Here is a 22954-nt window from a genome sequence, read left to right as displayed (position 1 = left end):
TCAGAGGGCGCCCTTGGTGGACGGCACACCACTCACCCGCGGATCGTTCTCGGTCGCGGCACGCAATGCGCGGGCCACCGCCTTGAACTCGGCCTCGGTGATGTGGTGCTGGTCGCGTCCGTACAGGACTCGCACGTGCAGGGCGATGCGTGCGTTCATGGCGATCGCCTCGAAGACGTGACGGTTGATCACGGTCGAATACGGAACGCCCGGATATCCGCCGATCACCGCGGTGAGCAGGTGCTCGGGTTCACCGGTGTGCACGCAGTAGGGCCGTCCGGACACGTCGACCGCCGCGTGCGCCAGGGACTCGTCCATCGGTATCCAGGCGTCGCCGAACCGCCGAATGCCCTTCTTGTCGCCGAGCGCCTGGCCCAACGCCTGACCGAGCACGATCGAGGTGTCCTCGATGGTGTGGTGTCCCTCGACCTCGACGTCACCTTTCGCCTCGACAGTCAGGTCGAAGCTGCCGTGCTGGCCGAACGCGGTGAGCATGTGGTCGAAGAACGCGATACCGGTGGAGATGTTGGTGACGCCGGTGCCGTCGAGGTTGAGCTCGACGGTGATCGACGACTCCTTGGTCGTTCGTTCGACCCGCCCGATACGCGGTGCTGTGGTGGTCACTTACCCATTCTCCAGATCTGTGGACGCGAGCGTTCGGCTGACGTCGAGGAAGGCATCGTTCTCGGCCGCCAGGCCGATGGTGACACGTAGATGGCCCGGGATTCCGACGTCGCGGATCAACACGCCGTGGTCGAGATAGCGTCGCCAGCTCGCCGGTGCGTCGCCGAAGTGACCGAAGAGGAGGAAGTTCGCGTCGGAATCCACCACGCGATACCCGGCATCGGACAGGGTCGCGGCGACGCGTTTTCGCTCGGCGATGATCGCCGCGACACCGGCCAGGGTGTCGTCGCCGTGCCGCAACGCCGCCCGGGCGGCGGCCTGCGTGAGTACCGACAGGTGATACGGCAGCCGGACGAGGAGCAACGCCTCGACGATCGCCGGTGCCGCGGCCAGGTATCCCAGGCGCCCGCCGGCAAACGCGAACGCCTTGCTCATGGTGCGGCTGACGACGACCTTGGCCGGGAACTCGTCGATGAGTTCGACCGCGCTGGGCCGCTCGGAGAACTCGCCGTACGCCTCGTCGACGATCACGATGCCCGACGCCGCCTCGACGATCCGCCGCAGGTCGTCTGGGGTCACCGAGCCGCCGGTCGGGTTGTTGGGCGAGGTCACGAACACCACGTCGGGTCGCCGGGCCGTCACCTCGGCGACCGCGTAGTCGATGTCGAGGCCGAAATCGGCAGCGCGATGGGCGGCCAGCCAGGTGGTGTCGGTGCCGTCCGAGATGATCGGGTGCATCGAGTACGAGGGCACGAATCCGAGCGAACTGCGCCCCGGGCCCGCGAAGGCCTGCAGCAGCTGCTGCAGGATCTCGTTGGAACCGTTGGCCGCCCACAGGTTCTCGACCGCGAGGGACACGCCGGTCGCGGTCGAGAGATACTCCGCCAGGTCGCTCCGCAGAGCGACGGCGTCGCGATCCGGATACCGGTGCAGCGCTGCGGCCACGGCACGCGCCGACTCTGCGACGTCGTCGATCAGTGCAGCCGACGGCGGGTGCGGGTTCTCGTTGGTGTTGAGGACCACTGGAACCTCGAGTTGCGGTGCACCATAGGCGCTCTTGCCACGGAGGTTGTCGCGCAGCGGCAGATCGTCGACGGTGATCCGGCCTCCCGGCACGGTGGGTGCGCTCACGACACCGCTCCCGAATCCGAACCACTTGCAGCGCGATGTGCGACGAACCGCTGTTTCACCGCGTCACCGTGTCCCGGCAGGTCTTCCGCGTCGGCGAGGGTCACGACGTGATCGGCGACGTCACGCAGAGCGGCCTCGTCGTAGTCGATGACATGCACGCCCCGCAGGAAGGTCTGCACCGACAGCCCCGACGCGAACCGTGCCGAACCCGATGTCGGGAGAACGTGATTGGACCCGGCGCAGTAGTCGCCCAGGCTGACCGGCGCATACGGCCCGACGAAGATCGCGCCGGCGTTGTGCACACGGTCGGCGACCGTGGCCGCGTCGCGCGTCTGGATCTCGAGATGCTCTGCGGCATAGGCGTCGACGACGGCCAGACCGGCCTCGAGATCGTCGACCAGCACGATGCCGGATTGTTCACCGGACAGGGCGGTGGTCACGCGCTCCCGATGCTTGGTGGCCGCGACCTGCGTATCGAGTGCGGTGTCCACGGCATCGGCGAGGTCGGCGCTGTCGGTCACGAGCACCGAGGCAGCGAGGACGTCGTGCTCGGCCTGGCTGATCAAATCGGATGCCAGGATGCCCGCGTCGGCGCTGTCGTCGGCGAGGATGGCGATCTCGGTCGGCCCCGCCTCGGAGTCGATGCCGACGACGCCACGACAGAGTCGCTTGGCGGCGGTCACGTAGATGTTGCCGGGACCGGTGATGAGGTCGACCGGATCCAGGACGGCACCCGGGTAGTCGGCGGCATCGGTGTCGGTGCCGCCGTAGGTGAGCAGGGCCACGCCCTGCGCGCCGCCGACCGCCCACACCTCGTCGACGTCGAGCAGCGCACACGCGGCGAGGATGGTCGGGTGCGGCCATCCGCCGAAGTCCTTCTGGGGCGGCGAGGCGATCACCAGCGAACCGACACCTGCCTCCTGGGCGGGCACCACATTCATGATCACCGACGACGGGTAGACCGCGTTGCCGCCGGGCACGTACAGGCCGACGCGCCGTACCGGGATCCACTTCTCGCTGACCACGCCGCCGTCGACGACCTGCGTGCGGGAGGTCTCCCGACGCTGGTCGGCGTGGACCTTGCGGGCCCGGGTGATCGATTCGCGCAACGCGTCGGCGACGGCCGGGTCGAGTCGCGCAAGCGCGTCGGCGATCACCGCAGCGGGGACGCGAACCGAGGTCGGCCGGACACCGTCGAACTTGGTACCGAACTCGAGCGCGGCCTCGACCCCGCGCTCGGCGATCGCGTGAACCACCGGCGCCACCGTGTCGAGGACGGCATTGACATCGGTGCCCCCACGCGGCAGCGCGCGACGCAATTCGGCGAGCGTCGGGGTGGCGCCGCGCAGGTCGGTTCGGGCGAGCATCGGGTTCTCCTGTGAGCTGGGGAGGGTGCGCACCATGCGCACACGTCACCACCAGTTTATGGGGTCGGGAGAAGCGGTTTCCGATCGGTAGCAAGAATCCGCGCACAGCGCGGATTCTTGCTACCGATTCGCTCAGGGAGCCGGGATGTCGAGCCCGAGGTCGAGCACGGTGACCGAATGCGTCAGCGCACCGACGGCGAGATAATCGACTCCTGTGCGTGCGTAGTCGGCGGCCATCTCGAGCGAGAGCCCACCGGAACTCTCCAGCTTCGTCCGGGGAGATCGCGTGTTGCGACGCTGTACCGCCATCTGCGTCTCCCACAAGGCGAAGTTGTCGAGCAGCACCAACTGCGGTTCCAGCGGCAGTACTTCGTCGAGCTGCGCCAGCGAATCGACCTCCACCTCGACCGGGAGGCCGGGGGCAGCCGCACGCACGGCGCTCAACGCCGCGCTCACCGAGCCGGCCGCAGCCACGTGGTTGTCCTTGATCAGCGCCGCATCGCCGAGGCCCATCCGATGGTTCACGCCGCCGCCGGCGCGGACTGCGTACTTCTGCAGATATCGCATTCCCGGCAACGTCTTCCGCGAATCACGCACCCTGGTGTCCGTCCCCTCGACCGCGGCCACCCATCGGGCCGTCGCGGTGGCGATGCCGGAGAGGTGCGACACCAGATTGAGCGCCGTCCGCTCGGCGGTGAGCAGTGTGCCGGTCGGCGCATGCACGCGGAGCACCACATCGCCGGGCCCCACCGCGGCGCCGTCGGGAACGGCGGCCGTCACCTCGTAGGCACCGGCGCCGATCACCTCGTCGAACACCGCGAGCACCACCGGGACCCCCGCGATCACGCCGTCGGCCCTGCTGACGACCGCGGCCTCGGTCCGCGCGTCGGCGGGAACGGTCGCGAGCGTCGTCACGTCGGGGCCGTGGCGCAAATCCTCGTCGAGAGCGGTCCTGATCAATGTCCGGACCTCGTCGGTGACGGTCAGATCCAGGTCCGCGGCGGCCCGGACCTGACCGACGAATGCCTCACTCACCGGAACCGGGACTGCCGATCGAGATCATCCGCTCGACGCTCTTGCGCGCCCGCTCGGCGACGTCGGGCGCGACATGAACCTCGTCGCGGCCCTCACGCAGCGAACGAAGCAGCGCAGCGGGGGTGATCATCTTCATGTACGGGCACGACGCGCGGTCGTTGACGGCCTGGAAATCGACTGTCGGCGCGGCCTTGCGAAGCTGGTGCAGCATGCCGATCTCGGTGGCCACCAGAACCTGGCGGGCGCCTGTCGTGCGGGCGGCGTCGAGCATGCCGCCGGTGGACAGGATCTTCACGCGATCCTCGGGGACTGCTCCCTCACCGGCGAGGTAGAGCGCCGACGTCGCGCACCCGCACTCGGGGTGGATGAAGAGGTCGGCATCGGGGTGGGCGCTCGCCTGGTCGGCGAGTTCGTCCCCGTTGATGCCGGCGTGCACGTGACATTCGCCTGCCCAGATGTGGATGTTGTCGCGACCGGTCTCCCGCTTCACATGGGCCCCGAGGAACTGGTCCGGGAGGAACAGCACGTCGCGGTCGGGCTCGATCGATGCGACGACGTCCACGGCATTCGACGAGGTGCAGCAGATGTCGGTGAGACCCTTCACCTCCGCGGTCGTGTTCACGTAGGAGACCACCACCGCGTCAGGGAACTCGGACTTCCATTCGCGCAGCTCGTCGGCGGTGATGGAGTCCGCGAGAGAACATCCGGCGCGGGCGTCGGGGATCAGCACCCGCTTCTCGGGGCTGAGGATCTTCGCGGTCTCCGCCATGAAGTGCACGCCGCAGAAGATGATCTCGTCGGCGTCGACCTCGGCGGCGATCCGCGACAGTGCGAGCGAGTCGCCGACGTGGTCGGCGACATCCTGGATCGCGGGAAGCTGGTAATTGTGCGCGAGCAACGTCGCGTTGCGAGCGCGGGCAAGCCGTCGAACCTCGTCGGCCCATTCTGGTGTCGGCTCCACGCCGGCGTACCCGCCGGGTCCGTCGGTCCACACGGCATCCATCAGACCGAGGTCGACGCTCGCCACTCCTGGCGCCGCGGCCGGACGATCGCTGGTGATGCTCATCTGCCACTCCTCTACCGGTCACGCTCGGGGCATGGGTCATGCGGCCGAGCAGGGTTTTCGACTGGTGGTCGAAAACACTGCCCATGGTAACACCGGTCACATCTACGGCATTCCCGCCCGCAATTCGAGTAGTCCACTACGCGTTCGCTCACGCGTGCCGAACCATAGCGTTGGCGGTGTACAGACCTCATCCGGCCAGTCCAGACCGCGGCCCCGGACCAGATTGTGAGCAACGCGATGACCGTCTCCCCCTCCGACAGCTTCAGCCCCGTCCCCGTATCGACCGGCCCACGGCCGATTCCGCCCGGCACCGGACGCCCGGATGCGGCCGCACAGCGTCGCGAAGCCGCCCTCGCCCGTCTGGCCGCCCGGCGGATGCCGCTCCCCGGACAGCCCGTCGCGATGCCGGTCACATCGGCACCGGCCCACACGGTGCCCACGACGTATCCGGCGCAACGGGTCCATCCGACCGACGCGCGAAACGGGCGTTCTCACATGCGGCTGATTCCGGGCACCACCCCGATTCCGCCCGGCATGTCGACGTCGCTCGCGGCGCCGACAGCACCACGGATACCGTCGCCGGCGCTGCGCCCGCATCCCGAGCGCCCCGCTCGCAGGCGACCCGGCCTCACCGACCGCGAGATCCAAGTGCTCCGCACCTGGCTGCTCACCGATTCGAAGATCTGTGTGGCGGAAGAACTCTCGATCTCGATCGGCACGGTGAACACCCATCTGACACGTATCCGGGCCAAGTACACGGCAGTCGACCGGACCGCCCGCACCAAGGCAGCCCTGGCCGCGCGCGCCATCCAGGACGGGATTCTCGCCCTCGACGAGCTCTGAGCCACGGCGTGGCGAGGGGCAGGCAGGCGGTCCGAGCACCCATACAATCGACGCCATGCCACCGCCCCCACCGTCGTCGCCCACCGCCTTCCAGGCACCGTCGGGCGTACGCGTCGAGGTGTTGACGGCGGTCTTCCAGGTGCGCGAGTCCGGGCCGGAGTCGGCATCCTCACTGTGCGTCCTGCTCGAGAAGGCAGCCGACGTTGACACCTGGTCACTGCCGGGCGGGGATGTCGCAGACGATGAGACCCTCCAGACCAGTGCGCGACGTCTCGTCGCCGACACGGTCGAGATCGGCAACCTCGCGCACCTCGAACAGCTGGCCGTGTTCTCCGGTCCGCATCGGGTCCCCGGCGTCCGCACCATCGCGTCCACCTACCTCGGGCTGGTCCCGAGCGACGTGCAAGCATCGCTTCCCGAGACCGCGGCCTGGCACGGCGTCGATGCGTTGCCGGACCTCGCCTTCGACCATGGCGACATCGTCGCCGCGGCGCGGCATCGCCTGGCCGCCAAGCTCTCGTACACCAACATCGCCTTCGCACTTGCCCCGGCACGATTCCCGATGTCGGAACTGTCCGAGATATATTGTGCGGCACTGGGTTATCCGGTCGACACGACAAACCTTCTCCGCATCCTCAGCCGCCGCGCCGTGGTGGTGGCGACCGGCACGGTCGGCAAGACCGGACGGTCCGGTGGGCGCCCTCCTGCCCTGTATGCGTTCGCCGACACCCGATTACGGGTCACCGACGAGTTCGCGACCCTGCGCCCGCCGATGTGACCGCGGCGCGGTCACCGGCGAGAGGAGCTCAGAAGGGTCTCGAGCTGGGTACGGGTCGTCTGCGGCTCCCGACCGATGAGTTCCTCCAGTGCGGGATCCACGGCCGCGAAGTCGCCGCGGCGTCCCGCTTCGAACAGTCCGAGCATCAAGCGGGCCGCGGGCTCCGGCATTCCCGAGGCGATCATGCTCCGCACCCAGTCCTCGTCGTCGACGACGGTGCGGCGGATCGTCGTCGACGTGATATCCGACATCATCTCGGCGATGTCGGCAAAGGTGACTGCATCTCCCGCGGTCAACGGGGGTGTCGGGCCGTCGAACAGCGGGCCGTCGTTCCCCGCGGCGAGAAGAACCGCGGCCCCGGCGGCGAGGTCGTCGCGGGACGTCCACGACACCGGGCCGTCGTCGGGTAGTGCGAGTTCGCCCGTCTCGAGCGCACCGGCCACGAGATGCCCGACCGTGTGGGCGTAGAAGCCGTTTCGCAACGAGGTCCAGGGCACGCCGATCTCGGCGATGCGACGCTCGGTCTGCGCATGGTCCGGGGCAGCACCGAACGGGGAATCCGTCAAGACGTTCTGGTGTGCGGTGTAGAAGACTCGTCGGGCACCGGCGTCGGCGGCCGCCCCGGCCGCGGCGGCATGCTGCGCGACGGCAGCAGGCCCGAGGGAATCCACCGAGGTCACCAGGACTCGGTCGGCGCCCTCGAATGCGTGGCTCAGGGATTCCGGGTCGTCGAAATCACCGCGGCGCACACGCACACCCCGGACGGCGAGGTCGTCGGCTTTCCTCGGATCGCGGACACTGACCGCGATGTCGGCCGGCGGAACCCGGTCCAGCAGTTCTCGGACGATGCCCGCGCCCAGGCCTCCGGTGGCACCGGTGATGACGATCATTGTGCTGCCCTCTCGACGTTATCGATGAAATCCCAATTGTGTTATCACTGATTCATCCAACGGTAACACAAATACGTTATCGTCGATAAATGACAATCGCCCATTCCGACCGCGACCTGGTACGACTCCGCGTCCTCGATGCCGCCGCCGAGCTCCTCGCCGACGGCGGTCCCGACGCGGTCACCACACGCGCGGTGGCGTCGTCCGCGGGCGTACAGGCGCCGACGATCTATCGACTCTTCGGCGACAAGGTCGGCCTGCTCGACGCCGTTGCCGATCGGGTGTTCGCGGACTACGTCGACGCAAAGAAGGTGGACCGCGACAGCGACCCGGTCCGAGACCTCCGACGCTCGTTCATCGCGCACATCGACTTCGGAACGTCGAATCCCGGTCTCACCGCGATCTTCTCGGACCCGCTACGCCGCCCCTCGGCCACCGAGGAGCGGGGCATCGCCGTGCTGCGGGAGCGTATCCATCGGGTCGCACGCGCGGGACGCCTCCGCGTGCCCGAGGAGCGCGCCGTCATGCTCGTGCACGCGATCGGCACCGGCGTCGTACTCGCGCTCATCGCAGCGCCGAAACCGGATCGTGACGACCACCTCGCCGACGCGGCGTGGGAATCGCTTGCCGCCGCGGTCCTCACCGACGTCACCGACCGGTCCGACGACGGCACGCGCGCGGCGGCGCTGCGCCTGCGGGCCGACGACGACGCGCTCGCCGCGGCGCTCAGCCCGGCGGAGCGGACGCTCATGCGTGAATGGCTCGACCGGATCGCCGGTTCGTGACCGGAAACGCCCATCGCGCCGACGTCAGAGCGCAGTCAACACCTCGGCGTCGCCTTCGGTGATCGCGATCGTATGTTCGCTGTGCGCCGTGCGTGAGCCGTCGGCCGACCGGATCGTCCAGCCGTCGGGGTCGTAGATGATCTGCGACGTGCTCTGCGCGAGCCACGGTTCCAGCGCCAGAGTGAGCCCGGGCCGCAACCGCATCCCGTGCCCCGCCCGCCCGAGATTGGGCACATGAGGATCCTCGTGCATCGTGCGACCCAGCCCGTGCCCGCCGAACTCGGTGTTGACGAGATAGCCTCGGGACGTGCAGATCTCGCCGATGGCGGCCGAGATGTCACCGAGGCGATTGCCTGCACGCGCCGCGGCGATACCCGCCACCAGAGCCGCCCTGGTGGTCTCGACGAGTCGCTCGTCGTCGCTGCGCGGGGTCCCGACGATCACCGTCCGTGCCGAGTCGGCAACCCAGCCGTCGATCGCCACCGCGATGTCCATGCTGAGCACGTCACCGTCCGCGAGTACGTGGTCGTGCGGCAGGCCGTGCAACACGGCGTCGTTGACCGACAGGCAGATGACGTTGCGAAACGGCCCTCGCCCGAACGACGGGTCGTAGTCCCAGTAACAGGAGGCGGCACCACGCTCTTCGATCAGCTCACGGGCACGCATCTCGAGGTCGAGGACATTGACACCGATCCGCGCACGACCGGCCAGGTCGTCGAGCAGTTCCGCGATGAACCGCCCGGTCACCCGCATCGACGCGACCTCTTCCGGTGACTTGAGTTCGATCACTGCGGCCTCCTGCGTCCGGCTCGGGCGGTATTTGAATACCACCCTACGTAACGAGGACGGTATTTTCATACCGGGGTAGCTACAGTGGGCACATGGTTCGCGCACCACTCACCCCTGAGCAGATCGCCGCAGGCCGCAGGCTCGGAACACTGCTGCGCGAGTGTCGCGGCAACCGCACGACGAACGAGGTGGCGCGTGCAGCGGGGATCTCACCGGAGACGCTGCGCAAGATCGAGGGTGGCCGTTTGCTGACGCCGTCGTTCGCGACCGTCGTCGCTCTCAGTCGGGTCCTCGATGTGTCGGTGGACGCGCTCGCCACCGCGATGAATGGCGAGGTCACCGCTCACATCGGCTGAGCGGTGGGCTCCAGTCGCTCGTCGGCGCCGGCGTCGGGCAGGTCCCCGACGCCGAGGTCAGCGCGGCGCGCGGCGAGCGCGAGACCGAGGTAGACCAGCGAGGCGGCCAGCGGCGCGCACACGAACAGGACCCATGGCCCCCCGATCCCACCCCGCACGGCGCCGTCGAGCCAGAGGTCCGGGACCACCTCGAAGGTCGAACCCACCGGCGACGACCTGGGATCGTCGAAACGCCAATCGGCCACCGTCGTGCCGACCCAGGCCGCGACGAGCGAGCCGATCACCGTCGCCACCGCGACGGCGACGAATCCCAGCGGACCCCGCCACCGACGACTCGTGAACCATGAGATCGCCACGGCGACCACCCCGTAGCCGAACAGGAGCAGGGCAAAGGTTGCGACGCCCGCGAATTCCTCGGGGAACTGGCCTGCCGGGATGAGCGCGGAGTCGGCATCGACGACCCGGCCCGACATCGCCGGGGTCACCTCCGCCCAGATCATCCCGACCACGAAACCGAGCAGGACCACCGAACCGACCACCGCGATCAGCGGCCCGACGGCGGGCCGACGCCCGGCGATGGTCACCGCCGGCCCAGTTCGGTCGAATCGATCGTTCCGTGCCGGGAGCACCGGGCACCCCATCCGTCGGGACGTACCTGCACCACCATGCGTCGACCACACTGCCCGCAGAACCGGGGTGGTTCCAGACCCATCCGGGCTGCCGGCGGCACCGCATCGGCCGACTCCAGTTCGAGCTCGAGTCCGGTGTGGACACCGAACCGGCAGGGCTGGGCCATCGGGCCCGGGATCTCATGCAGCGCGTCGGGAATGCCCGGGGGCCCCGGCGTCGTCTTCGGAGACGTCACGTCGTCGAGCCTAGATGCTGTCGTTGAGTGCTTTGATCGGCATCGACAGATCCGACAGGAGATCGAGATCGTCTTCGGCCGGTCGGCCCAGCGTGGTGAGGTAATTGCCGACGATGACGGCGTTGATGCCGCCGAGGATGCCCTGCTGGGCACCGAGATCGCCCAGCGTGATCTCGCGACCACCCGCGAAGCGCAGGATGGTGCGGGGCAGCGCGAGACGGAACGCGGCGACCGACCGCAGCGCCTCGGAGGCCGGCAGGACGTCGAGATCGCCGAACGGGGTGCCCGGGCGCGGGTTGAGGAAGTTGAGCGGCACCTCGTCCGGCTCCAGCGACGCGAGATCGGCGGCGAACTCGGCGCGCTGCTCCAGACTCTCCCCCATGCCGAGGATGCCGCCGCAGCAGACCTCCATACCGGCGTCGCGGACCATCCGCAGGGTGTCCCAGCGTTCCTCCCAGGTATGGGTGGTCACCACATTCGGGAAGTGGCTGCGGGCCGTCTCCAGATTGTGGTTGTACCGATGGACACCCATGTCCTTGAGCTGATCCACCTGTTCCTGGGTCAGCATGCCAAGGCTGCAGGCGATCTGGATGTCGACCTCGTTGCGGATCGCCTCGATGCCGGCCGCGACCTGGCTCAGCAGCCGCTTGTCCGGGCCGCGGACCGCGGCGACGATGCAGAACTCGGTGGCGCCCGTCTTCGCGGTCTGCTTGGCAGCCTCCACCAGAGACGGGATGTCGATCCACGCGCTGCGCACAGGCGACGCGAAAAGACCGGACTGTGAACAGAAGTGGCAGTCCTCGGGACAGCCCCCGGTCTTGAGCGAGATGATCCCCTCCACCTCGACCTCGGGTCCACACCATCGCATCCGGACATCATGGGCGAGCTGCAGCAGTTCGGTCAGACGTTCTTCCGGGAGCCGCAGCACCTCGAGGACCTGCTCGCGGTTCAGCGGCTCCCCGCGGTCGAGGACCTGTGCGCGCGCGACGTCGAGGATGTCGCCGGTCGTCTGTTCGGATACAACGGATGCCTGGGTCACGAGTGGACTCCTTCGGTGGACTGGCTGTCGGGGTGGGCGGACGGTACCGCCGTGGAAAAATCAGTTACTTTCGGCGCGAATCCGGTTGCTGTCGGCGAGGATTCGGTTGCTGTCGGCGAAAAGGAGGTTGCTGTCGGCGGTAGAGCACTCTCACGCCGGAGCCAGTCGGTGTCGATCCATGACGGCGCGCGGCGGCGGAAGTCCGCCGGATCGAGGCCCCCCACGCCCGCCGGGATCACGCCGACGATCGGTACCCCGGTGACGCGCGGTAGATCGGTGCGGTTGCAGGTCATCGCGAGATCGGGGTCGGCGGGCCACGAGCCCACCACGAGGCCTGCCGGACGCAGGCCGCGGGCGACGATCGCACCGACGGTGAGCTCGGCATGGTTGAGCGCACCGAGCCCCGGCGGAACCACCACGAGCACACCCGCATCGGTGGCCGCCGCGACATCGAGCAGGGTCAGTCCGTCGGCCAGGCGGACCAGGATTCCACCGGCGCCCTCGACAAGGGTGAAGTCGTGGACGGCGGACAACGCGGCGACCGCGGCCGAGATCCCATCGGGATCGAGCTGATCCATCCCGGCTCGCCGGGCGGCCGTGTCCGGGGCGAGCGGATCGGGAAAGCGCGCACATTCCACCGTAGCGACCGGACCGGCCAACTCGTCGATCACGGCAAGGTCGCCGGGCTCGCCGGGCGCGACCCCGGTCTGTGCCGGTTTGCACACGGCCGCAGTCAATCCGGCGTCCGCGACGGCCGCGACCAGCGCTGCCGTGACAATGGTCTTGCCGACGTCGGTGGACGTGCCGGTGACCGCGAGGACATGTCCGGTCATCGCACACCCACCTCTCGGGCCCCGACTTCTCGCAGCGCGTCGTTCACGACGTCGGCGACCTGATCGATCACCGGCACGTCGAGATCGGCCCGCACGGTCAGCCGCAGTCGCGAGGTGCCCGCGGGCACCGACGGCGGGCGGAAACAGCCGACGAGGACGCCGCGATCCCGGCAGATCGCGGCGGCGGCCACCGCCCGTTGTGGCTCTCCGATGATCAACGAGATGACCGCAGCGGCCGGGGTGGGTGCACCGATCGCGACAGCGAGACGAGTCGCGTTGGTGCGCAGCAGATCCGGCATCGACGCATCTGAACGGAGCAGTCCGAGGGCGGCACGTGCCGCCCCCACCGCCGCCGGATTGAGCCCGGTGTCGAAGATGAAGGTCCGAGCCCGGTCGATCAGATGGGAACGCAGCAACGCCGATCCGAGCACCACGCCGCCCTGCGCGCCCAACGATTTGGACAGCACCGTGGTGACCACCAGGTCCGGAGCCCCCGACAGCCCGAGCTCGGCGACCAGCCCTCGACCGCCCGGCCCGCGGACTCCGAGGGCATGCGCCTCGTCGACGAGCAAGGCGGCGCCGTGATCGCGAGCCGCCGAATACAACTCACCGACGGGTGCCGGCTCGCCGTCGATGCTGTACACCGAATCGGTGACCACCAGGGCCCGTTGTTCGGTCCGCTCACGCAGCGCCGCACGCACCGCGGCGTGATCACCACGATCAGTCACCACCACCCGCGCCCGCGACAACCGGCATCCGTCGATCAGCGACGCATGCGTACCCGTGTCGCTGACGATCAGATCGCCCCGGCCCGCCAACGCCGTGATCGCCCCGACGTTGCCGAGATAACCCGACGAGAAGGCCAGCGCAGCAGGAAAACCGAGGAAGTCGGCCAGATCGTCCTCGAGTTCGACATGGAGCTCGGTGGTCCCGACGACGAGCCTCGACGCGGTCGAGCCGGCCCCCCAGGTGTCGAGTGCGGCATGGGCACCGGCGATGACGGCCGGATGGCCGGACAGACCGAGATAGTCATTGGAGGCCAGGTTGATCATCGTCGGATCGGGGGACCGCACAACGGGTTCGCGATGCAATCCGGCGGCGCGCAGACGCGCGGCCTCGTCGGCCAGCCAGGCCAGCGCATCGTCGGCATCGACGACCGGCGTGATCGCGGAATCCGGCAATTCGGTGGTCGTCATCGGATGGCGCCCGCGACGAGATCGGTGGACAGGCAGGCCTTCGCGGCGGCCCGCAACCCACGGGTGATGGTGTCGATGTCGTCGTCGGTGCACACGAACGGGGGCATCACGTAGATGAGATCCCGGAACGGACGGACCCACACTCCCTCGTCGAGTGCGGCCGCAGTGGCGGCGGCGACGTCCACCGGACGGTCGAGCTGGACGACCCCGATGGCCCCGCGCACCCGGACATCGACGATCCCCGCATGACCCTCGAGGTCGGCCAGCCCCGACCGCAACCGGCTCTCGATGCCGTGCACCCGTTGCCGCCACGGGGAATCGAGCAACAGTTCGACCGAGGCGACCGCCACGGCACACGCCAGCGGATTCGCCATGAAGGTCGGCCCGTGCGCGAGCCCGCCCGCTTCCCCGGCGCTGATGACCGCGGCGATCTCAGCCGTACACAAGGTGGCCGCCAGGGTCAGGTATCCGCCCGTCAGCGCCTTGCCGAGACACATGATGTCCGGGGCCACCCCCGCATGATCGGCCGCGAACAGTTCCCCGGTGCGGCCGAATCCGGTCGCGATCTCATCGAAGATCAGCAGGACGCCGGCACGGTCGCAGATGCGGCGCAGTTCGCCCAGGTACCGCGGATCGTGGAACCGCATCCCGCCCGCACCCTGCACGACCGGTTCCACGATGACGGCCGCCAGCCGGTCACGATGCCGTTCGACCGCGGATTCGAGAATGCCGACGTAGTCGTCGTCGAACGCCGTAGGCGGCGCGGGCACAAAGACCTGTTCGGTGAGGACGTCGTGCCACATCGAGTGCATCCCGCCGTCGGGATCGCAGACGCTCATCGGCGTGAAGGTGTCGCCGTGGTAGCCGCCGCGCCACGTGAGCAGTCGGGTCCGCTCCCCGTGACCGCGACTGCGCCAGTACTGCAGCGCCATCTTGACCGCCACCTCCACCGACACCGAACCCGAGTCGCAGAAGAAGACCTTCTGGAGCGGCTCGGGGGTGATCGACGCGAGCACCTGTGCCAGTCGGGCGGCGGGTTCATGGGTCAGACCGCCGAACATCACGTGTGACATCATCCCGAGCTGACGGGTCACCGCGTCGTCCAGCACCGGATGGCGGTAGCCGTGAATCGCCGCCCACCACGAGCTCATCCCGTCGACGACGCTGCGCCCGTCTCCCAGCTCGAGCCGGACACCCCCCGCGCCCCGCACCACCAGTGGCGGTGGCTGCGACAGGTCGACCCCCGTCGCCGGCATCGCGCCATAGGGATGCCAGACATGCTCGGCATCGATACGACTGATGGTGGCCTCGTCCACAGCGATGTCCTTCGAGATCGGGAGAGACGTCGTTCGGGCTGACGGCGTCCTGGACACTGTACAGGCTTCCTGGACGCTGTACAGGCCGCGCGTCGTCGGGTACTCGCGCCCATTACCCTGAGCGGGTGAGCAACAATCGGGCCGACGTCCTGCGAGCGGCTCGGGACATCCTCACCGACCACAGCCTCGCCGACCTCTCGATGCGACGACTAGCCGCGGACCTCGGTGTCCGCCCGAACGCGCTGTACTGGCATTTCCCCAACAAGCAGACGCTGCTCGCCGCCCTGTCCGACGACATCCTCGGCGAGGTGCGCACTGCGCCGGGGTCGCTCCCGTGGGATGAGAAGCTGGCATTCCTGGCGACCGGGATGCGCGCCGCGCTGCTGTCGGTGCCCGACAGCGCCGAGGTGGTGTCGTCGAGCTGGGCCAGCGGACTGTCGCCGAAGTCGATCGCCATCGACCTGACCACGGTGGCACGCGACGGCGGGCTGAGTGAACGGGACGCCCGGGCCGTCGCGACCGCGGTGTGTCAGCTGGTCATCGGACTCACCATCGAGGAGCAGACACGTGCCCAGATGGAACGCCTCCAGGTGATCGAGCCGTCGGACCGGGACTTCACCGCCGAGTTCACCGACGGCCTGAGCGTGATCCTCGACGGCGCGCGACTGCGCGCCCTGGCCGTGTCCGCGTCCCCCGCCTCGGCCGAAAGTAAAGAAAAGTAAAGGTCAGCGGGGGTGTCACCGTAGGCGTGTCGAAGCGGACCGAAGCGGGATATCACAGCTTGGACATGTAGATTGCTTCCCGATACCCGCCTCTGGCACACCCACCCAGCCGTCGGGTTCGGTTCGCCGAACGCGACGTCGAGACAGGAAGACGTACCCAGGTAGTGGCAGCCCCGACCCACGCAGCCGCGCCGGCGACGCCGGCGCAGGCCGGAAACGTGCCCGCGTATCGCACCGACCTCGATGGTCTGCGCGGTATCGCGATCGCACTCGTCGCCTGCTTCCACATCTGGTTCGGCCGGGTCTCGGGCGGCGTGGACGTCTTTCTCGCACTGTCGGGGTACTTCTTCATCGGTTCGCTGCTGCGCCACGCGATCCACAGTCAGGCGCCGCACGTCACCTTCCGTGACACGATCGATCCGTGGCCGCGCCTGAAGCGCCTCCTGCGCCGCCTTCTGCCCGCCCTGTTCACCGTGCTGATCGCGGTGGCTGTGCTCACCGTCATCGTGATACCCGAGACCCGCTGGGTCAGCATCGGCCGCGAGCTGATCGCGAGTGCGTTGTACTATCAGAACTGGCATCTGGCGTTCAATTCCCAGGACTACCTCGCGGCGAGCTCGGCCAACAGCCCCCTCCAGCACATCTGGTCGATGTCGGTGCAGGGTCAGTTCTTTGTCGTCACCGTGGTCGTCGCACTCGCATTCGCCGCACTGCTCAAGCTCTTCGCGAAGGCCCTCGCGCCGTTGGCGAACCCGCAGGTGATCCGGGCGGTCGTCGGTATCGCCATCCTCGCGGTCGCCGCCGTGTCGTTCTACTGGGCCCACATGCGGATGGGGGTCAACCAGCAGTTCAACTACTACGACACCCTCTCCCGGCTGTGGGAGCCGCTGACCGGCGGCCTGCTCGCGATCTGGTTGCCCAACTGGCGCGTCCCGCGCTGGATCCGTACGGCGGCCGCAGTCGTGGCCCTCGCCCTGATCGTCACCTGCGGCTGGTGGATCGACGGGGTCGACTCCTATCCGGGGCCGTGGGCGCTGATCCCGGTGGGCTCGACACTCCTGATCATCTGGGCCGGCGCCACTGCCCTGGAGCGTCCGCGGCCGGGCGTCTCCGAGCCGCAGGCTCTACCGCCGGTCAACCGGATGCTGGCCAGCCGGTGGCCGGTCTGGCTGGGCACCATCGCCTACGCCCTCTATCTCTGGCACTGGCCCCTGCTCATCTTCTACCTGACCTGGCGGGGCAAGGACCACGCCTCGGTGCTCGAGGGTGTGGGGCTGCTCGCGGTCTCGATCACGCTCGCCTGGCTCACCAAGCGATACATCGAGGATCCGTTACGCGGTGGCGGCCGGTCGCGGCTGGCGCACGCCCGCCATGACGGGCGCACCCGCTGGCTGACCTACACCTCGGCGCTGACGTCGGTCCTGGTGATCGCAACCCTGGTGACCGGGGTCGGCATCAAGGTCTGGGATCGGCACGTCTCGACCATGGTGGTGGACACCAAGAACCTCGATCCGAGCCTGTATCCCGGTGGCCGTGCACTTCTCAACGGCCTGCCCGTGCCCGCACTGGATCCGCAGCCGTCGCCGTTGCTGGTCACCAAGGACTTCCCAGAGACCTCCACCGACGGCTACATGAGCAGCTTCGAGGACCCCGACATCCACGTCGGTGTGTACGGCGACCCGAACGCGACCAAGACGATCGCACTGATCGGCGGATCGCACGCCGAGATGTGGATCAGCGCACTGAACCTGCTCGGACAACGCAACCACTTCAAGGTGACCACGTACCTCAAGATGGGTTGTCCGATGTCGACCGAGCTCGTCCCCAAACAGAACGGCGTGCCGTATCCGCAGTGCCACGACTGGGTGATGCGAGTCCAGAAAAAGGTCATCGCGGACAAGCCGGACGCTATCTTCACCAACTCGACCCGGCCCCGCGACTACGAGCCCGGCGACTGGGTGCCCCCGACATACACGCCGATCTTCGACGATTTCATCGCCGCGGGCATCCAGGTGTTCGGTATCCGCGATACGCCCTGGCCACACAACGCCGCGGGTCTGATCGACACGCCGACGTGTCTCGCCGACGGCGGGTCGGCCACGAGTTGCGCGACTCGACGGGCCGCAGCGCTGGCTCCCGAGGACCCGGCGAAGGCGTTGTCGGCGACCAGGCCGATGTTCCACGCTCTCGACCTCTCCAACGGGGTCTGCGATCCGGAGTTGTGCCCAGCGATCGTCGGCAACGTGGTCGTCTACAAGGACTGGCATCATCTCAGCGCGACCTTTGTCCGCAGCCTGACCGATGAGTTGGGCCGACAGATGGCGGCAGCGGCACCGTGGACGGGCCAGTCGCCCCGGTGACCCCCTCGCCCGTTGACCCCCTCGCCCGTTGACCCCCTCGCCCGTTGACCCCCTCGCCCGTTGACGCTGTGTGACGTCGACGGTCACACATCGTAGGCGTGCTCTCCGAGATGAACCCGGGGCCGTTGACGGCTAGTGTCGTCTCATGGAATCGCCGAAGGTCGCAGTGACTGAGTCACCGGCCCCCGATGCCGGAGGTTCGCCCCCCGCCCAGTCCGCGGAGGTCACCAACGTTCCCGATCCGTTCGACTTCGCGGCACCACCGGACGACCGGGAACCCTTCATCGTCTGGCCGGGCAGCGCGTATCCGCTCGGCGCGACGTATGACGGTGTGGGGACCAACTTTTCGTTGTTCTCCGAGGTCGCGACCGCGGTCGATCTGTGTCTCGTCGACGACGCCGGGACGGAACGTCGGATCCGCCTGGAGGAGGTCGACGGATACTGCTGGCACTGCTACCTCCCCAACGTCGGACCGGGTCAGTTCTACGGCTTCCGGGTGCACGGTCCCTACGATCCCGTGCAAGGCCTCCGCTGCGATCCGAGCAAGCTGCTGCTCGACCCTTATGGGAAGGCGTTCCACGGCGAGTTCGACGGGGATGCGTCGCTGTTCTCGTACCCCATGGTCGACGAAGAGTCGGCGGAGGTGTCCGCCGACGACGGGACCGCCCAAGCAGACGTCGACTCGACGGCCGGCGGCACCGTCACGGCGCCGCGCGGCGATTCCGCGACCGGGCCCACCAGAACACCGGACACCGACACCGACGACACCGAGACTGCGGCCGAATCGGTCGCCGACACCGAGTCGTCGCTGACCCTCACCACCCGCGCGCCGACCGACATGCCGCAACTCGACTCGCTGGGCCACTCCATGGTCTCCGTGGTGATCAATCCGTATTTCGACTGGCAGAGCGACCGATCGCCGCGCCGGCCGTATCACCAGACGGTCATCTACGAGGCCCACGTGAAGGGGATGACCGCCACTCATCCGGATGTTCCGGAACATCTGCGCGGAACGTATGCGGGGCTGTGTCACCCCGTGATCATCGATCATCTGCAGTCACTGGGGGTCACCGCGATCGAGCTCATGCCGGTCCACCAGTTCATGCAGGATTTCGTCCTGCACGACAAGGGCCTCCGGAACTACTGGGGGTACAACACCTTCGGGTTCCTCGCACCCCACGTCGAATATGCGTCAAAGGCCGATCAGCCGGCAAGCGCGGTCACCGAGTTCAAGGCGATGGTCCGCGCATTCCACAAGGCGGACATCGAGGTGATCCTCGACGTGGTCTACAACCACACGGCCGAGGGCAACCATCTCGGCCCGACGGTATCGTTCCGCGGGATCGACAACGCGGCCTACTACCGGCTCGTCGACGGCAACCCCGAGATGTACATGGATTACACGGGAACCGGGAACAGCCTCAACGGGCGCCACCCGCACACGCTGCAGCTGATCATGGATTCGCTGCGGTACTGGGTACTCGAGATGCATGTGGACGGCTTCCGTTTCGACCTCGCTTCCACCCTCGCCCGTGAGCTGCATGACGTGGACCGGCTGTCGGCGTTCTTCGATCTGGTGCAACAGGATCCGGTGGTGAGCCAGGTCAAGCTCATCGCGGAGCCCTGGGATGTCGGCGAGGGCGGCTACCAGGTCGGCAACTTCCCGCCGCTGTGGACCGAATGGAACGGCAAATACCGCGACACCGTCCGGGACTACTGGCGAGGCGAACCGGCCACCCTCGGAGAGTTCGCGTCGCGGCTGACGGGTTCGTCCGATCTGTACGAGGCAACCGGCCGCCGCCCCCTGGCCAGCATCAACTTCGTCATCGCCCACGACGGCTTCACGTTGCGTGATCTCGTGTCCTACAACGAGAAACACAATATCACCAACGGCGAGGACAACCGGGACGGCGAGAGTCACAACCGATCCTGGAACTGCGGCGTCGAGGGCCCCACCGACGACCCGGACATCCTCACCCTCCGCGCACAGCAGCAGCGCAACATCCTGGCCACCCTGTTCCTCTCGCAGGGCACGCCCATGCTGGCGCACGGTGACGAGATGGGCCGGACGCAACAGGGCAACAACAACGTCTACTGCCAGGACTCCGAACTCTCGTGGATGGACTGGTCGCTCGCCGAGAAGAACGCCGACCTGCTCGACTTCACCCGCCGGGCCATCGCGCTGCGCCACGACCACCCTGTGCTGCGGCGCCGAAGGTTCTTCGCCGGCAAGCCGATTCGCTGGGGCGATCAGGCCCTCGACATCGTCTGGCTGACGCCGGCCGGTCAGGCAATGACCGCCGAGGACTGGGACAGCGGGTTCGGCAAGAGCCTGGCGGTGTTCCTCAACGGCGACGGCATCGAGGAGAAGAACGAACTCGGCGAGAAGGTCGTCGACGACAGCTTCCTCGTCTGCTTCAACGCGCACGACGGCGACATCGACTTCCACCTGCCACCGCCGTCGTGGGGCCTCGAGTGGAGCGGCGAACTCGACACCACCCACGCCACCGGCGCGACCGACCTCACCGCCGCGGCCGAGACGACCGTGACCGTCGGTGCCCGATCGGTCCTGGTCCTGCGTAAGACGGCGTGAGCACCGAACGGCAGATGTCGTCCGCCGGCACCCACCGCATCGGCGGACGACAAGAACCGGTCGCCACCTACCGGATTCAGCTCACCCCCGACCACGGCTTCGCCGAGGTGGTCGACATCCTCCCCCAGATCGCCGATCTGGGCGTGAGCCATCTCTATCTGTCGCCCATCGGGCGCGCGGTCGAGGGGTCCACCCACGGATACGACTGGGTGCCCCCACCCGGGGTCTCGACCGAACTGGGCGGGATCGACGGGTTGCGGGCACTGCGTCGCGCCGCCACCGGCCACGGACTGGGAGTGATCGTCGACATCGTGCCGAACCACACCGGCGTGGCCGACCCGGTACAGAACCCGTGGTTCAACGACCTGCTGCGATACGGTTCGGGGTCGCGCTATGCGACGTGGTTCGACGTCGACTTCTCCACCGACAACGGCACCGACGGCAAGATCGCGCTCCCGGTACTCGCCGCCGATGGCGACCTCTCGCCCCTTGCCGTCGACGACGGACATCTCCGCTACTACGACCATGTCTTCCCCACGGCTCCCGGCACCTCCGACGGCGCGCCGTCGGAGGTCCACGACCGTCAGCACTACCGGCTGGTCCCGTGGAACAGCGGATTGATCGGATACCGGCGGTTCTTCACCGTCAACGAACTCGCGGGACTGCGCCAAGAGGACCCAGAGGTCTATGCGGCCTCCCATCGATGGCTGTTCGACCTCGTCGACGAGGATCTCATCGACGGCGTCCGCGTGGACCACCCCGACGGGCTCTGGGATCCACAGGCCTATCTGCGGCGCCTGCGGGGCGACGTCGGCGATCGTCGGTTGATCTACATCGAGAAGATTCTCGCATCGGATGAGGAGCTGGAGCCCACCCTGCCGGTGGAGGGAACCACCGGCTACGAGCAGATGCGCGCGATCGACGCCGTCTTCACCGCACCGACCGGGATCATCGAGCTCGACGAGGTCCACGAGAACATCACGGCCACGACCGGGGATTCGGCGTGGCTGCAAGCGACCGAACGAGAACGCAAACTGTTCACCGTCGGTCAGATGTTCCCGACCGAGCACCGACGGCTGGTCCGGGCGATCACCCACTCGGATCCGTCCGCCGACGTCGACGCGATAGCCGAGGCGACGGCCGAATTGATCGCCGAGATCGGTGTCTACCGCGCCGACTACCCGTCCCTGCGGCCCCGGCTCGTCGACACCGCAGCCCAGATTGCCCGTCGTGCACCAGCTCTCACGTCCGCACTCGAATTCGTCGTCCAATCCACCGCTAGCCCCGGGGCGGCCACGTCTCGGCTCGCCCAGACCTGCGGCGCGGTGACCGCCAAGAGTGTCGAAGACAGCCTGTTCTATCGCACGGCCCGACTCGTTTCCGCTCAGGAGGTCGGGGGCGACCCGGCCAACCCGGCGATGTCGCTGCGAGAGTTCCATACCCGCAATGCCCGGCGGGCACGTGACTGGCCGTGGGCGATGACCGCGACGTCGACGCACGACACCAAACGCGGCGAAGACGTGCGGGCCCGCATCGCCCTGCTCGCCCAGGTGCCGGAGCGGTGGTCTCTGCTGGTCCGCCGGATCTGGTCTGCCACGCCGCCACCGGACGACCTGACCGGATACTTTCTGCTCCAGAACATCTTCGGGGTCTGGCCCGTCTCCGGAGCCGTCGACGACACCCTGCGGACACGTCTGCGCGCCTACGCCCAGAAGGCGTCCCGTGAGGCCGGCCTCCGCACCACCTGGACCGACGTCGACGAAGAGTTCGAGAGCGCTCTCAGCTCCTGGGTGGACGCCATCACCACCGGTGATGGCGCGGACGCGATCGGGACACTTGTCGGCGAGATCTCGACGAGTTGGCAGGCCGAGGCGATGGCACGCAAGGCGATCGCACTGCTGGGTCCAGGCGTCGGGGACATCTATCAGGGCACCCAGTGGTGGGACGACTCCCTCGTGGATCCCGACAACCGTCGGCCGGTGGACTACTCGCAGCCCGCGGACCATCCCAAGACCGCACTGATCCGCGTCGCCCTACGGGCACGTGCCGATCATCCGACCGCGTTCGGCGCGGGAGGTACCTACGCTCCGCTAGCGGCCGAGGGCCCGCGCGCGGATCACGTGATCGCCTTCGTCCGGGGAGCCGGCGAGGACCACCCGCGGGTCGTCGTGGTGACCGCGCGCTTCACCCACAGTATGTCCGCGTTCGACCGATCCGCGACCTCGGTGGTCCTGCCGCCGGGGGCGTGGACCGACGCCGTGACCGGCGAAACCCTGGACGGCGCCGCGGATCTCGCACAGTTGCTCGCATCCGGACCTGTCGCGATACTCACCCGCGCAGGGTGACCGCGCCTCGAGCGGTGCTGA

At 68.1% G+C, this 22954-nt stretch carries 21 protein-coding genes; 8 read left to right on the top strand and 13 right to left on the bottom strand.

Going from position 1 to position 22954, the window contains the following annotated elements:
- The 5 genes from hisB to nadA form a co-directional block, all read right to left on the bottom strand.
- Window positions 1-624 (bottom strand): imidazoleglycerol-phosphate dehydratase HisB, encoded by a 624-nt coding sequence (gene hisB, locus ACPXCG_RS11370; RefSeq protein WP_425792035.1) that lies wholly within the window; start codon window positions 622-624, stop codon window positions 1-3.
- On the bottom strand, window positions 625-1755 hold the full coding sequence (locus ACPXCG_RS11365; protein ID WP_425792033.1) for a histidinol-phosphate transaminase: 1131 nt from the start codon (window positions 1753-1755) through the stop codon (window positions 625-627). It abuts the gene before it with no gap.
- Entirely contained in the window at window positions 1752-3122 is a 1371-nt protein-coding gene (gene hisD / locus ACPXCG_RS11360; RefSeq protein ID WP_425792031.1) for a histidinol dehydrogenase, read from the bottom strand. The genes ACPXCG_RS11365 and hisD overlap by 4 nt, the downstream gene beginning before the upstream one ends.
- Window positions 3123-3254: 132 nt before the next feature.
- Complete coding sequence (nadC, locus tag ACPXCG_RS11355) at window positions 3255-4157, bottom strand: carboxylating nicotinate-nucleotide diphosphorylase (protein WP_425792029.1); 903 nt, start codon at window positions 4155-4157, stop codon at window positions 3255-3257.
- Entirely contained in the window at window positions 4150-5223 is a 1074-nt protein-coding gene (gene nadA, locus ACPXCG_RS11350) for a quinolinate synthase NadA (RefSeq protein WP_425792027.1), read from the bottom strand. Before nadA ends, nadC begins: the two co-directional genes overlap by 8 nt.
- A 237-nt stretch (window positions 5224-5460) precedes the next feature.
- Here nadA and ACPXCG_RS11345 point away from each other — a divergent pair, with 237 nt between their 5' ends.
- A complete protein-coding gene (locus tag ACPXCG_RS11345; protein ID WP_425792025.1) occupies window positions 5461-6066 on the top strand; it encodes a LuxR C-terminal-related transcriptional regulator in 606 nt (201 codons plus the stop codon).
- A gap of 55 nt (window positions 6067-6121) precedes the next feature.
- The gene (locus ACPXCG_RS11340; protein WP_425792023.1) at window positions 6122-6844 is read left to right on the top strand and encodes an NUDIX hydrolase; all 723 of its coding nucleotides are present in this window, start codon (window positions 6122-6124) and stop codon (window positions 6842-6844) included.
- 11 nt (window positions 6845-6855) lie between these two features.
- On the opposite strand, the gene ACPXCG_RS11335 is transcribed toward ACPXCG_RS11340, so the two are convergent.
- Window positions 6856-7734, bottom strand: coding sequence for an NAD(P)H-binding protein (locus tag ACPXCG_RS11335; protein ID WP_425792021.1), 879 nt, complete (start codon window positions 7732-7734; stop codon window positions 6856-6858).
- 89 nt (window positions 7735-7823) lie between these two features.
- Here ACPXCG_RS11335 and ACPXCG_RS11330 point away from each other — a divergent pair, with 89 nt between their 5' ends.
- Window positions 7824-8519 carry a TetR/AcrR family transcriptional regulator gene (locus tag ACPXCG_RS11330; protein WP_425792019.1) on the top strand — a complete coding sequence of 232 codons (696 nt, stop codon included), beginning with the start codon at window positions 7824-7826 and terminating at the stop codon, window positions 8517-8519.
- Between the two features lie 24 nt (window positions 8520-8543).
- On the opposite strand, the gene map is transcribed toward ACPXCG_RS11330, so the two are convergent.
- Entirely contained in the window at window positions 8544-9308 is a 765-nt protein-coding gene (gene map / locus ACPXCG_RS11325; RefSeq protein ID WP_425792017.1) for a type I methionyl aminopeptidase, read from the bottom strand.
- Window positions 9309-9400: 92 nt separating this feature from the next.
- Here map and ACPXCG_RS11320 point away from each other — a divergent pair, with 92 nt between their 5' ends.
- A complete protein-coding gene (locus tag ACPXCG_RS11320) occupies window positions 9401-9664 on the top strand; it encodes a helix-turn-helix domain-containing protein (protein WP_425792015.1) in 264 nt (87 codons plus the stop codon).
- On the opposite strand, the gene ACPXCG_RS11315 is transcribed toward ACPXCG_RS11320, so the two are convergent.
- From ACPXCG_RS11315 to ACPXCG_RS11290, 6 genes are all read right to left on the bottom strand, one after another.
- Window positions 9652-10248 carry a DUF2567 domain-containing protein gene (locus ACPXCG_RS11315; protein WP_425792013.1) on the bottom strand — a complete coding sequence of 199 codons (597 nt, stop codon included), beginning with the start codon at window positions 10246-10248 and terminating at the stop codon, window positions 9652-9654. The genes ACPXCG_RS11320 and ACPXCG_RS11315 overlap by 13 nt on opposite strands.
- On the bottom strand, window positions 10245-10460 hold the full coding sequence (locus tag ACPXCG_RS11310) for a hypothetical protein (protein ID WP_425792114.1): 216 nt from the start codon (window positions 10458-10460) through the stop codon (window positions 10245-10247). Before ACPXCG_RS11310 ends, ACPXCG_RS11315 begins: the two co-directional genes overlap by 4 nt.
- A 79-nt stretch (window positions 10461-10539) precedes the next feature.
- On the bottom strand, window positions 10540-11568 hold the full coding sequence (gene bioB / locus ACPXCG_RS11305; protein ID WP_425792011.1) for a biotin synthase BioB: 1029 nt from the start codon (window positions 11566-11568) through the stop codon (window positions 10540-10542).
- Window positions 11565-12401 (bottom strand): dethiobiotin synthase, encoded by an 837-nt coding sequence (bioD, locus tag ACPXCG_RS11300; protein WP_425792009.1) that lies wholly within the window; start codon window positions 12399-12401, stop codon window positions 11565-11567. Before bioD ends, bioB begins: the two co-directional genes overlap by 4 nt.
- Window positions 12398-13597: an 8-amino-7-oxononanoate synthase gene (locus ACPXCG_RS11295; protein WP_425792007.1), complete on the bottom strand. Its 1200-nt coding sequence runs from the start codon at window positions 13595-13597 to the stop codon at window positions 12398-12400. Before ACPXCG_RS11295 ends, bioD begins: the two co-directional genes overlap by 4 nt.
- Complete coding sequence (locus ACPXCG_RS11290; RefSeq protein WP_425792005.1) at window positions 13594-14913, bottom strand: adenosylmethionine--8-amino-7-oxononanoate transaminase; 1320 nt, start codon at window positions 14911-14913, stop codon at window positions 13594-13596. The genes ACPXCG_RS11295 and ACPXCG_RS11290 overlap by 4 nt, the downstream gene beginning before the upstream one ends.
- Window positions 14914-15038: 125 nt before the next feature.
- Here ACPXCG_RS11290 and ACPXCG_RS11285 point away from each other — a divergent pair, with 125 nt between their 5' ends.
- The 4 genes from ACPXCG_RS11285 to treY all read left to right on the top strand — a co-directional run bounded on the left by ACPXCG_RS11285 (window position 15039) and on the right by treY (window position 22933).
- Window positions 15039-15635, top strand: coding sequence for a TetR/AcrR family transcriptional regulator (locus ACPXCG_RS11285; RefSeq protein WP_425792003.1), 597 nt, complete (start codon window positions 15039-15041; stop codon window positions 15633-15635).
- Window positions 15636-15799: 164 nt separating this feature from the next.
- Window positions 15800-17995 (top strand): acyltransferase family protein, encoded by a 2196-nt coding sequence (locus ACPXCG_RS11280; RefSeq protein ID WP_425792001.1) that lies wholly within the window; start codon window positions 15800-15802, stop codon window positions 17993-17995.
- A 145-nt stretch (window positions 17996-18140) separates the two neighbouring features.
- Window positions 18141-20588 carry a glycogen debranching protein GlgX gene (gene glgX, locus ACPXCG_RS11275; RefSeq protein ID WP_425791999.1) on the top strand — a complete coding sequence of 816 codons (2448 nt, stop codon included), beginning with the start codon at window positions 18141-18143 and terminating at the stop codon, window positions 20586-20588.
- A gap of 14 nt (window positions 20589-20602) precedes the next feature.
- Window positions 20603-22933 (top strand): malto-oligosyltrehalose synthase, encoded by a 2331-nt coding sequence (gene treY, locus ACPXCG_RS11270; protein WP_425792113.1) that lies wholly within the window; start codon window positions 20603-20605, stop codon window positions 22931-22933.
- Window positions 22934-22954: the final 21 nt, after the last annotated feature.

This window comes from Gordonia sp. DT218 (assembly GCF_049847105.1).
Taxonomy (GTDB): Bacteria; Actinomycetota; Actinomycetes; order Mycobacteriales; family Mycobacteriaceae; genus Gordonia.
Note: the sequence above shows the minus strand (reverse complement) of the source record. Positions and strands in the feature narration are given on the sequence as shown.